Source organism: Gilliamella sp. B2887, from assembly GCF_026537015.1.
In the GTDB taxonomy this organism is placed as follows: Bacteria; Pseudomonadota; Gammaproteobacteria; order Enterobacterales; family Orbaceae; genus Gilliamella.
The window spans coordinates 92,544-104,670 of the sequence record NZ_JAFNMX010000009.1 but is presented as its reverse complement, the minus strand read 5'-3'; the positions used below and the strand labels follow the sequence as shown (position 1 = coordinate 104,670).

9 protein-coding genes are annotated in these 12,127 nt (G+C 36.0%); 7 read left to right on the top strand and 2 right to left on the bottom strand.

Annotated features, from left to right (window positions below; genetic code table 11):
- Both J3U13_RS08425 and J3U13_RS08420 read left to right on the top strand, forming a co-directional pair.
- Nucleotides 1–463, top strand: a 463-nt coding sequence (locus tag J3U13_RS08425; RefSeq protein ID WP_267341419.1) for a hypothetical protein, incomplete at its 5' end; no start/stop codon positions are given.
- Nucleotides 464–490: 27 nt separating this feature from the next.
- Entirely contained in the window at nt 491–1,375 is an 885-nt protein-coding gene (locus J3U13_RS08420) for a putative type VI secretion system effector (protein ID WP_267341417.1), read from the top strand.
- A 396-nt stretch (nt 1,376–1,771) separates the two neighbouring features.
- Here J3U13_RS08420 and manA read toward each other — a convergent pair whose 3' ends face one another.
- Both manA and J3U13_RS08410 read right to left on the bottom strand, forming a co-directional pair.
- The gene (manA, locus tag J3U13_RS08415) at nt 1,772–2,959 is read right to left on the bottom strand and encodes a mannose-6-phosphate isomerase, class I (protein WP_267341416.1); all 1,188 of its coding nucleotides are present in this window, start codon (nt 2,957–2,959) and stop codon (nt 1,772–1,774) included.
- A 170-nt stretch (nt 2,960–3,129) separates the two neighbouring features.
- On the bottom strand, nt 3,130–4,314 hold the full coding sequence (locus J3U13_RS08410) for a carbohydrate porin (RefSeq protein WP_267341415.1): 1,185 nt from the start codon (nt 4,312–4,314) through the stop codon (nt 3,130–3,132).
- A 349-nt stretch (nt 4,315–4,663) separates the two neighbouring features.
- Between J3U13_RS08410 and prfA the strand changes: the two genes are divergently transcribed.
- The 5 genes from prfA to J3U13_RS08385 all read left to right on the top strand — a co-directional run bounded on the left by prfA (nt 4,664) and on the right by J3U13_RS08385 (nt 12,010).
- Entirely contained in the window at nt 4,664–5,749 is a 1,086-nt protein-coding gene (gene prfA, locus J3U13_RS08405; protein ID WP_267341414.1) for a peptide chain release factor 1, read from the top strand.
- Complete coding sequence (prmC, locus tag J3U13_RS08400) at nt 5,746–6,582, top strand: peptide chain release factor N(5)-glutamine methyltransferase (RefSeq protein ID WP_267341413.1); 837 nt, start codon at nt 5,746–5,748, stop codon at nt 6,580–6,582. Before prfA ends, prmC begins: the two co-directional genes overlap by 4 nt.
- 16 nt (nt 6,583–6,598) lie before the next feature.
- Nucleotides 6,599–7,453 carry a 3-deoxy-8-phosphooctulonate synthase gene (kdsA, locus tag J3U13_RS08395; protein WP_324123793.1) on the top strand — a complete coding sequence of 285 codons (855 nt, stop codon included), beginning with the start codon at nt 6,599–6,601 and terminating at the stop codon, nt 7,451–7,453.
- A 453-nt stretch (nt 7,454–7,906) separates the two neighbouring features.
- Nucleotides 7,907–9,322 carry an OprD family outer membrane porin gene (locus J3U13_RS08390; protein ID WP_267341411.1) on the top strand — a complete coding sequence of 472 codons (1,416 nt, stop codon included), beginning with the start codon at nt 7,907–7,909 and terminating at the stop codon, nt 9,320–9,322.
- 9 nt (nt 9,323–9,331) lie between these two features.
- Nucleotides 9,332–12,010: a beta-N-acetylhexosaminidase gene (locus tag J3U13_RS08385; protein ID WP_267341410.1), complete on the top strand. Its 2,679-nt coding sequence runs from the start codon at nt 9,332–9,334 to the stop codon at nt 12,008–12,010.
- Nucleotides 12,011–12,127 lie beyond the last annotated feature (117 nt).

The window sequence follows — 12,127 nt, the reverse complement described above, 5'->3', positions numbered from 1 at the left end:
TGCGATAGCCAAACCGGATGAAAGGATAATAAGTGTTTGCCCCAATTGTTTTAGAGGGCGCTGGGCTTATTTTTTTTATGTTTTGCCGCGTACTATTATTATGTGGTTACTTTCACTATTAGTGATGACAGGTCTACATGTATATTATTATAGTCTTGATGAAGTATTATCCTTAAGTAAGGATTATATAGATAATATATCTATGTCTGCATTAACTTATGGTCTTTTTGCACTTGCCGGTTTGATTATTGCCATAAAAGACAGTTTTAAAACCAAAGTGAAAATTGCTGAACAAATTTTTAACGCCTTAAATCTGCCAAAAATATCCAGAATAGATTTAAGAAAGTACACCAATAGAAAATGTTGGAAATTAAAATTTCAAGGTAAATGTACAGCAAATAATCAAAAACCAAGGCTCAGTTATAACATGAAAGCTGATGATAATAATCTTTTTTATTATTAACAAGAACAAAACCAAGATTATCAAGATATGAGTCTAAAAAATTTTTATAAAATTCAGAAGCAAATCATCGATCGCTCCTGGCGACATCCCCCCAAACCACCGGTTCTACCGTGTTTGGGGGATGAATTTACCAAGATTTGTGGAACGATAGAACGCATTGATATCGAGCAACAACAACAAGCGTTTGAAGTGGAATCGTATGAAAACATGAAAGAAATAATGGAAAGAACCGAGAGAGCTGCCAAGATAGGGGCCATCATTGGTGCCTTACGAGGGCAAGTTGGTTTGACCGGAATGGCAGATAATCAACCTATTTTACGAGATGCCAATTTTGTTAATGTGCAAATTGAAAATAAGATTTATTGTGGTTGGTTAGGTGATTGCCCATTTCGGGAAGGGGATAACGTTGAAGTGGTGGTGGAGTGGCAAAAGGATCATTACGAACTGTATGCGATAGCCAAACCGGATGAAAGGATAATAAGTGTTTGCCCCAATTGCTTTAGAGGGCGCTGGGCTTATTTTTTTTATGTTTTGTCGCGTACCATAATAATAGTATTGTTTGTATTATTGTTTTTTACATGTCTTGATGTCTATTCTTTTGGGCTCAATGAAGTATTATCATTAAGTAAAAGCTATTTAGATGACATAAGTGCCGTTGCAATGGCTTTTGGTAGTTTTGCATTTGTCGGATTAATTATTGCCATAAAAGACAGTTTTAAAACCAAAGTGAAAATTGCTGAACAAATTTTTAACGCCTTAAACCTGCCAAAAATATCCAGAATAGATTTAAGAAAGTACACCAATAGAAAATGTTGGAAATTAAAATTTCAAGGTAAATATACTGCAAATAATAATAAACCTAAAATTAACTATAGAATTAAAGTTTGTGATAATAATCTTTTTTATTATTAACAAGAACAAAACCAAGATTGCTAAGATATGAGTCTAAAAAATTTTTATAAAATTCAGAAGCAAATCATTGATCGCTCCTGGCGACATCCCCCCAAACCACCGGTTTTACCGTGTTTGGGGAATGAATTTACCAAGATTTGTGGAACGATAGAACGCATTGATATCGAGCAACAACAAGCGTTCGAGTTTAAAAACAGAAAATGCATTTTTTGATGAGAAATTTTGTGAAACACACGCATACTTTGATAGCTACCGCATAAATGGTCACGCAATAAAATCTGAAACTTTTTGCTCAATATGATCGGTGACACTCATTAATCACAATTGAGTCGTTCTTTTTGTCAAAAAGTTTCAGGTTAACACTACGTTTGAGTATGAAAATAGAAAATCTATCCCTTAATTTGAAACTTTGGCTAAGCTACCTTCACCTTGATAACAATAATTCTTGGTGTTATAGGCGATGAAGGCGGATTCACCTTTAGTCAGTGTTATAATTTCAAATTTAGAAGTTAAGGTAATATTGCCTTCAAGACAAAATAGTATTTGCGCACTAGTGACCTTTTCATTTCTTGCTTGATTATCACTGTCAATTATTTCAAATTTAAAATCATCAACCGGAACCGGAAAATCAATTTTATTTTGTCGAATAATAGGTGCAATGATTAACGCATCCAAACTAAGGCTATTAAAACTGGTATTTTTTAACAATTCATCGATATCCAAATGTTTATTGGTTAAACCTGCCCGCAATACATTATCCGAGCTTGCCATCACTTCAAGTCCAGTACCACACAAATAAGCATGGGGTGTTTGGGCAGATAAAAACATGGCTTGTGATGGTTGCAATTGAATTACATTTAAGATTAATGGCATGAATATCCCAATATCATTTGGGTAATCGTTGGCAAGGGTTTTTATTGTTAAATAGGGCTCGTTTGTAAACGGTTTTATACAATTTAACAATTGGTTTATCGCTTGATGTTTTCTTTCGGGTGATAATGTCAGCAATGCTTGGAAAAAGCATTTTAATTGTTGTTCATTGGCATGAATATGCAATTGCTCAAGTTCATTGCTTAATGTTGGAACGTTAACTTGGCTAAACAATGCCAAAATTTCTGTAATAGCGCGAAAAGAGCACATGGCTTTAAATGGCGTGAGAGCATAGATCAGCTCTGGTTTGTGGTTGGGATCTTTATAATTGCGTTTCGGATCATTTAAAGCAATGCCTAATTGATTCTCTTTTGCAAAACCTTGCTCGGCATTAAACTTGGTTGGGTGTACTTGTATTGATAATGCTTTATTCGCTGATAGCACTTTAAATAAATAGGGAAGATCGGAATATTTTTGAAAAGTTTTGGCACCTAACGTTGCTAACGGATGATTTTTGATAAGGTTATCAAGTCTGATTTTTTTATGCATTTTATCAATCGCTAATGAACAACCCTTTGGATGATCGCCCATCCAGATTTCAGCAATGAGTTTTTTTGTTGGATTGTCGATAGCAAACATTTTAGGAATATTATCAATACTTCCCCAATCGTAGTTTTTAACACTATTTTCAAGTTTCCATATAGTTTGGCGCATATATTTAATCCTCCAGTTTGTTCAGCACTGCCCAGAGTGTTTATACTTGGCGTAGGTTATAATACTCTTGATAATTGCAAATACATTTCGTAAAAACAAACCAATATATTGCAATAAACTGGTTTGTTTTAAAAGACGAAATAGGTTCGCTATGTCACACTTACGATGAATTAATAGAAATATTTAAATCTTACGCGCGCACCATATCGATCATCGCTATTGTCACCATGAGATTTATTTCGATCTAATAATGACCAATATGCACCTAAATAGATATTAAAATTATCCATATCCAATACATTATCAATTAAATAAGAAGCATTAACTGTGTGAATTTTATATTTACCCTTGTTATTGATATGCCCATCTTTAATTTTATTGTCTGAATTAAATTTCTTAATATTATTGTGAGCATAATAGTAGCCCAGCCCGACTTTCTCCCAGATGATATCTGAACCGATGGTCATATCATTTTCATCTTTGGCGTTCAGGTAAGCGAAGCTGGTATTGATTTTAAGTCCTTTGTTTTCTGCTCCCCAGTCCCCTTCACTGTTCCAAGAAAAGGTTACGCCGTAACCAGTTCGTTGAGATTGATCGCGAAATTTACCATTATTATCGTAATAACCATAAGCATTTTTTACAACATTGGTTTCAGCTGCAATGCCGGTTGAGAAATGATCATTTTTCCATGATAAAACTGGACGGACATAAACGACGTTTTTCTTTTTCTCAATATCATAACCGTGATAGGTCGATTTATTAAACATTTTTTCGCCGTTACTGACTAAGGCATTAACTTCTAAATTGAAATTATTGAAAAATGGCTTATTTAATTGAATACTTCCGCCATTTTTACTGCGACCTCGACCTTCTTTCATCATATAGATGTAGCCAAAACCATCTTCATAGATATCATTAGCTGTATTACCTGAATATTCAATAAAAGTATCTTGACCAAGAGGAAACATATCATAGGCCTCATAACGTCCGACTTTAATGCTCCATTCTTGTTTTTGTCCAAAATAAAAAGCCGCATCGTCCAAATTCATATCACCACCTAAATCAGCCAGTGGCTGTACTACAAAACCAGCAAAATTGTGATCCTTTATTTCGTGATAACCTTCTAACCCTATCAAAATTCGACCATTAATATCCCAGCGATCTTTATCAGCAGGTTTATTTTTTTTCTCGGCGCTTTCTTTTAAGGAGCTAAGTTGTTGTTTGCTGCTTGCGGCATCAACATTAATTTCAACATCACCATAGAGTTTAAGTTTTCCTTGTGGTGTATCCCACTCAATTGCAGCGTTAGCCATTGAACTCAACCCTATTAAAATGAATATCACGATTTTTTTCATAAAACTCTCCTCTCACCTATTTTGTATTATTTCATTGTGTTGTATGGTGTATGCGATACCGCTATGTTTGGTAATAATGGCAATAATTATTGGAATAAATATTGAAAAGATCATAAATGATATCGTTTACATTCATGATGTTATATGTTGATTGTCGTTTTTTAAACTTCCAGGATGTATTTATGTGACAGGGGTAACATTTTTAGGATGAATTTATCGTCAATTTCATTTTTTTGAGGCGATCGAAAATGTTCAAGTAAGATGAAGATGAGTCGAAGCTATATTTTACTAGTGATTAAGTATATAATGATGACCATATTCAATTAATTTAAGTTTAAGTTACATATTTATGAAATCTTCAATTATCAATAAGTTAGAAACATTGCAAGAACGTTATGAAGAAGTTCAAGCATTATTATCTGACCCTTCGGTAATCGCCGATCAAAATCGCTTTCGCACACTTTCTAAAGAATATGCACAATTAAATGATGTCGTGAAGTGTTTTACGAGCTGGAAGCAAACTCAAGAAAATATCGAAACGGCTAAAATGATGCTTTCCGATCCGGAAATGAGTGAAATGGCTCAAGAAGAATTGAATGAAGCATTAGGACAAGTCGAAGAACAAGAAAGGCAGTTGCAGGTGTTATTATTACCTAAAGATCCTAATGATGATTATAACTGTTTTGTTGAAGTACGTGCCGGAACCGGTGGGGATGAGGCGGCAATTTTTGCCGGTGACTTAGCCAGAATGTATACCCGCTATGCTGAATCACGCCGTTGGCGAGTTGAAATCATGAGTTCTAATGAAGGCGAACATGGTGGTTATAAAGAAGTGATCATGCTCATAAGTGGCGATGGTGTATACGGTAACTTAAAATTTGAATCAGGTGGTCATCGCGTTCAACGGGTTCCGGAAACAGAGTCTCAAGGTCGTATTCATACTTCCGCTTGTACTGTTGCTGTTTTACCTGAAATCCCTGAGGCAGAAATGCCTGAAATCAATCCAGCGGATTTAAAAATCGATACGTATCGTTCATCGGGTGCGGGCGGGCAACACGTTAATACTACCGATTCTGCTATCCGTATTACTCACATTCCAACCGGCATTGTTGTTGAGTGTCAAGACGAACGTTCACAACATAAAAACAAAGCTAAAGCCATGTCAGTATTGGCGGCGCGCATTCAGGATGCTGAAATACGTAAACGTCAGCAAGAAGAAGCGTCAACTCGACGTAATCTTTTAGGTTCAGGCGATCGCTCAGATAGAATCCGAACCTATAACTATCCACAAGGTCGAGTGACCGATCACCGAATCAACCTGACCATTTATCGCTTAGATGAAGTCATGGAAGGTAAACTAGAAATGTTAATCGATCCAATTGTACAAGAATATCAAGCAGACCAACTTGCAGCTTTATCGGAACAAGATGAATGACCTATTTAGAATGGCTTAAGGGCGCTTCCCAAACGCTGACTGATAGTGAAAGCCCTAAGCGTGATGCCGAAATTTTATTAAGTTTTGTCACACATAAAACACGCACATTTTTGATGGCATTTAGCGAAACCGAATTAACTGAAGATGAGCTCATTGCTTTAGAGAGAAATTTAAAACGTCGTCAAACGGGCGAGCCAATCGCTTATATCACGGGTGAAAAAGAATTTTGGTCTTTGAAGTTTAATGTGTCTAACGCAACATTAATTCCGCGACCGGATACTGAAAAATTAGTTGAACTCAGTTTAGACTATTTACCTAAAGTACCGTGTGAAGTTTTAGATCTCGGTACCGGTACGGGGGCGATAGCGATTGCTATGGCAACCGAACGCCCTGATTGCTTATTTACAGGCGTTGAAAAAAATAATGACGCTTTAATTTTGGCTCAAAAAAATGCTGACCAAATTGGGGTTAACAATGTCTATTTTTTAAAAGGTGATTGGTATAAACCGATAAAAAGCCGTAAATTTTCAATGATAACCAGTAATCCACCTTATATTGAACCCACAGATATTCATTTATCGCAAGGGGATGTTCGATTCGAACCCAAAAGTGCTTTGGTTTCTGAAGATGACGGTTTAGCTGACATTAGATTGATTGTTCAAGGTGCCACAAAACATTTAATTCAATACGGCTGGCTACTTATCGAACATGGTTGGAAACAAGGTGAAGCGGTACAGACCATTTTCAAACAACACGGATTTCAATTAGTTGAAACCTTTACCGACTATAGTGGCAATGATAGGGTCACGATCGGTCGCTGGTTTAAACCTTAACAAGGATAATTTTATGATGAATCAAAAAAAAGTAAATGTCGGTGATATTACCGTAGCCAATGATCTACCGTTTGTATTATTTGGTGGTATGAACGTACTTGAATCACGTGATTTGGCTATGAAGATTTGTGAACATTATGTCACTGTAACTGATAAACTCAATATTCCTTATATTTTCAAAGCATCTTTTGATAAAGCCAATCGCTCATCAATCCATTCTTATCGTGGACCTGGTTTAGAAGAAGGCCTAAAAATCTTCCAGGAGCTTAAACAGCAGTTTGGCATCAAAATCATTACCGATGTCCATACTCAAGAGCAGTGTCAACCAGTCGCTGATGTGGTCGATGTGATTCAGTTACCAGCCTTTTTAGCCAGACAAACTGATTTGGTTGTTGCAATGGCAAAAACAGGTGCGGTAATTAATGTTAAAAAACCGCAATTTGTTAGCCCTGGTCAAATGGGTAATATTGTTGAAAAATTTGAAGAAGCGGGTAACAATAAAGTGATTCTTTGTGACCGAGGTAGTTGTTTTGGCTATGATAATTTGGTCGTTGATATGTTAGGTTTTAATATTATGAAAAAAGCCAGCAAAGGATCCCCAGTAATTTTTGATGTTACTCACGCTCTTCAATGTCGTGACCCTATGGGGGCTGCATCCGGTGGACGCCGAGGTCAAGTCACTGAACTTGCTCGTTCAGGCATGGCAGTCGGTATAGCGGGATTATTTTTAGAATCCCACCCAGATCCAAGTCACGCAAAATGTGACGGTCCGTCAGCATTACCATTAGCGAAATTGGAACCTTTCTTAAAACAGATGAAAGCGATTGATGAGTTAGTAAAAAGTTTTGAAGAAATTGATACTGAAAATTAGTTTAACGCTGTATTGAAATTCAATATTAATGATAAGAGAAATGCTGGGCATTTCTCTTTTTTTAGCCTCTATACTGACTTGTCATAACCAAAATGATACTGCTAATTTAGCTCAGCATAATAAAAGCAATGATTTACATAACCTCTTTTATCTTTTCTATTTTATTATTTTTTTAAATAAAAAAAGTAAACATTTCCCCAAATGAAATCATTCAAAGTGAAATCTTTTTAGTGACTAGGATCACGAATTTAAATTATTTAATTTGCTAACTAAAATATGTTTATGCATTATAAAAAATAGCTGTTTAGCCTCTTTTTTGGTTTTACTGAGTTTTTCAAGGTGTTAATAAAAGTTTTTAAAATGAAAACGGATTTTATTTTGTGCTTAATAACGAGGTGGTCTAATGAAGAACGGCTGTTTAAATTACACAGTATTGATTTAAGGAAATAAATTATGAATAACTATAATGCATTAAACATTCCTCGTTCGCTGAGTTATTTGACAAAACTCATACTTTCTTTAACCGTGTTAACCAGCATTACACCGCTTTATGCTACTTATGCAAATAATTTTGTTGATGATTCGTCACTTACAGGTAATGTATTTTTCTGGAATCGTGATCGTGAAAGAAAAAATGTCGATGAACATAAATATGAAAAAAATCTTAGACATTCCTCTTTTAACACAAATTTGGATTTTAAATCGGGGTATATGGCTGATCGATTTGCAATTGAGTTAGGTGGTTACGGTGCTTGGGAAGTCAGTAACGGTGGCAATGGACATCCTAATGAAATCGGTTTTAGTGGCGCCAATACCCGATGGGATGAGGATTGGAAGAAAGATGTCAGTGGGCTGAGTTTTTATAAAGCGTTAGTGAATTTTAAAATCGACGACAAATTTTGGCTTAGAGCAGGGTATATTCAACCTTCAGGTCAAACATTACTGGCGCCACACTGGAGTTTATTACCCGGTACTTATCGAGGTGTGGAATTTGGTACTTTGCTTGATTTCGATGAAGCCGGTGTTTTATCCATGTCGTATATGTGGACTGATAAATACAAAGCGCCTTGGTATAAGCGACTTTATGAATTTAAACAATGGGGAAAAGGGAAAAAAATTGATTACCTCCATTCTGCTGGTTTGAAGTATGACTTTAAAAACCATTTAGTGGTAGAAAGTGCTTTTGGTCAAGCACAAAATTATATGAACCAATTTTTTGGTAAAGCCTCATATAAAACCGATATATTCAATAATCCACTTACGATGAGTTATCAATTTTATGGCGCTAAAGATCAGTCACATAAAGGAAAAAATGTTTATGATGGCTTGGCGTGGTTACAAGCAGCTACTTTAGGTTATCAAATGGGGCCGGTTGGTCTACGACTTGAAGGTGTGGTTGTTAAAGCTGAAGGTGAACAAGGGTTCTTTCTACAGCGAATGACACCGGATTATGCTTCTTCAAATGGTCGATTAGATGTGTGGTGGAATTCACGTTCTGACTTTAATGCCAATGGTGAGAAGGCGATATTTGCTGAAGTCACTTATGATTTAGGCGATCTATCCAATTCTTTAACTGGTTGGAAAACAGGCGTTTCTTATGCTTATGGTTGGGATGCGAAACCGAGCACAGACAAACAATTTAATCAGAAGAAACGTTTAATTGAATCAGCTTACAATTTTGATTTAGGTTATACCGTACAAAATGGTTGGATAAAAGATACGTCTTTACAACTTCATTATACCAAATATAACAATCATACCAATATCCCAAGCTGGGGGGGCGGATATGGCAATATCTTCCAAGACGAACACGATATCAAATTTATTGTTACTGTCCCTTTCACCATTTTCAATGCTAAACAAAAATAGGTAATTGTCATGATAAAATTTAAATCAGCTATTATTGCTACATCGATAGCATCATTATTCAGTATGGGAGCTGCACAATCAGTTAGCGCTTCACAAAAAATTGTGGATACCATGAGTTCACAATTGCGACTAAATTATCATATAGTTGATAATAATGCTGTCAATCATGGTGTAGATTGTGCTGCATTGGGGGCAGATTGGGCATCTTGTAACAAAGTAACTTTAACGCTTAAAAATACGGGTTCTGCGATAACTGACAAAGATTGGGCAATCTATTTTCACAATATTCGCATGATATTAGCCGTCAATCATGATCAATTTAAAATTACCCATATAACAGGTGATTTGCATAAGCTTGAACCTACTAAAAAATTCAAAGGAATTCCCGAGAAAGCTATTGTGAAAATACCCATCATTGGGGAATATTGGCAAATCAGTGAAAGTGATGTGATGCCTAGATGGTATGTCACCTCATCAAATGCTGAACCCAAAATGATTGTTAATACGGATACCGATTCCGATAATCTATCGGCATTTGTTGAACCTTTAGGCAAACAATGGAAAATATCCCCCAATGATCATAATATTTTAATGACGCCTGAAAATCGTTATCAACATAACAAAGAGATGCAACTTATTAATGCCGACTTGTTAAAAGGGCAGATTTTGCCGACCCCATCCAAACTTACTGTTGGTAAGGAAATGGTTACACTCAATGAAAATGGCGTTAATTTAGTTCTTAATGGCTTAGCAAAAGAGAGCGAAGCGGTATTAAATGAACATTTTAAAATATTAAACATCCCTGTTAGTCCTAAAGGCTTTAACATTAAGGCTTCAATTGATAAAAATGCATTTGAAAAAGGCGTAAAAGGGAGTTATAAGTTAGATATCACTCCTGAAGGGGCCACCATTTTAGCTTTTGACCAAAGTGGCATTTTTTATGGCGTAGAATCGATATTATCTGTATTACATGCCGATAATCCTCATGTTATTCCTGTACTTTCAGCTGAAGATGCCCCGCGTTTTGAATATCGAGGAATGATGTTAGATACCGGTCGAAATTTCAAAAGTAAAGAAGCGGTATTACAGCTACTTGATACGATGTCAAAATATAAAATGAATAAATTTCATTTCCATTTGAGTGATGATGAAGGTTGGCGAATTGAAATTCCAGGTTTACCTGAACTCACCAATTTTGGTAGTAAACGCTGTCATGATTTGAGTGAGAAAAAGTGCTTATTGCCACAACTTGGATCGGGTCCAAATAGCAATAATAGCGGCAGTGGATACTTTACTCGAGCTGATTATATTGAGATAGTAAAATACGCAAAAGCTCGATTTATTGAAGTCATCCCAGAAATCGATATGCCCGCTCATGCTAGAGCCGCTATTAAATCGATGGAAGTGAGATATCAACACCTAATGGATAAAGGACAAGAACAACAAGCTAACGAATATCGATTAATTGATCCAACCGATACATCCAATACAACAACGGTACAATTTTATAATCGACAAAGTTATCTCAACCCATGTTTGGAGTCTTCAAAAAAATTTGTTAATAAAGTCATTAGTGAAATCGCTAAAATGCATGTTGAAGCTGAACAACCTATTACAACCTGGCATTTTGGTGGTGATGAAGCAAAAAACATTCATTTCGGTAATGGCTACCAAGATATCAACGCCGCTCAAAAAGAGGATGGTAAAGGGTTAATCGATCAAAGTGTTGAAGATCACCCATGGGCAAAATCACAAGCTTGCCAAACCTTTGTCAAAACTGGCGTAGTTGAGAATTTTGAACATTTACCAAGCTATTTTGCCGTCGAAGTAAGTAAAATCATTAAAAAAAATGGGATTAATCGCATGCAAGTTTGGCAAGATGGTGTAAAATTTGCTACCGATGCCAACGCTTTTGCCACTGATGAAGTGATTGTCAATTTCTGGGATAACTTATATTGGGGCGGGTATGATTCAGTGAATGAATTTGCCAATAAGGGCTATAAAGTTATTGTGTCTAATCCTGATTATGTCTATTTAGATATGCCTTACGAAGTTAATCCAAAAGAAAGCGGTTATTATTGGGCTGCTCGATTTAATGACGAACGCAAAATCTTCAGTTTTGCGCCAGATAACTTGCCACAGAATGCTGAAACTTCTTTTGATCGTAACGGGGATGCTTTTGCAGCGAAAGGTACAATGGATTGGCCAGGTGCATATGGATTATCAGCTCAAATATGGACTGAAAATATTCGTACAGATGAGAAAATGGCGTATATGACCTATCCTCGATTACTCAGTGTTGCAGAACGCGCATGGCATAAAGCCGATTGGGAAACAAATTATCAAAAAGATCGCCAATTCCAACTAGGTGAAACCCATTATGTTGATCAGCAGAAACTTTTTGATGATTGGAACCAATTTGCCAATTTATTAGGACAACGAGAATTAGCTAAATTAGATGCGGCTTTGGTTGATTATCGTCTACCTATCCCTGGAGCAAAAATTGAAAATGGTAAATTGATGGCAAATATTGTTTTCCCTGGTTTAAGTATTGAATATTCAATTGATAAAGGCGATCAATGGTTACGTTATCGAGGTCCCACTTCCATTAAGAAAGGGGAAAGTGTCTTTATTCGTAGTGTATCGCCAAATCAACAAAGGACAAGTCGCATTGAAATTGTGAAATAAATTCCTATCACTCACTATTCTTATCCGTCATTTAGCGGATAAGAATAAAAGTGAAAAGAAGAAAAGTCCAAAAGAGGTAAATAGCTTCGAAACAATAAATAGGTTAAATAATATCAT